We start from the raw sequence: 228 nt of genomic DNA, 5'->3' as shown, positions 1-228 counted from the left end.
AGGACTACCTGCGTCGGCTGTACGAGCTGGCGATCCTGTCGCCCGAGCGCTACGCGCAGGAGAACGTGCAGTACGGGCAGGTGCTGCTGCTGCACCCGGACCCGTCGCCGGAGCGGGGCATCGACGCGGAGCTGACGCGGAACCGGTACGTGTTCCTGAGCGCCGCCGAGCGGGAGGCGATCCGCAAGGAGCTGCTGCCGCGGACGAAGGACTTCCCCTCGCCGCTCA

1 protein-coding gene is annotated in these 228 nt (G+C 70.2%); it reads left to right on the top strand.

Annotation, left to right across the window (positions count from 1 at the left end; all coding sequences use genetic code 11):
• Positions 1-228, top strand: a 228-nt coding sequence (locus R0J92_RS27610) for a hypothetical protein (protein ID WP_411054027.1), incomplete at both ends; no start/stop codon positions are given.

Source organism: Tritonibacter sp. SIMBA_163 (genome assembly GCF_046535935.1).
Lineage (GTDB): Bacteria > Pseudomonadota > Alphaproteobacteria > Rhodobacterales > Rhodobacteraceae > Epibacterium > Epibacterium scottomollicae.
Note: the sequence above shows the minus strand (reverse complement) of the source record. Positions and strands in the feature narration are given on the sequence as shown.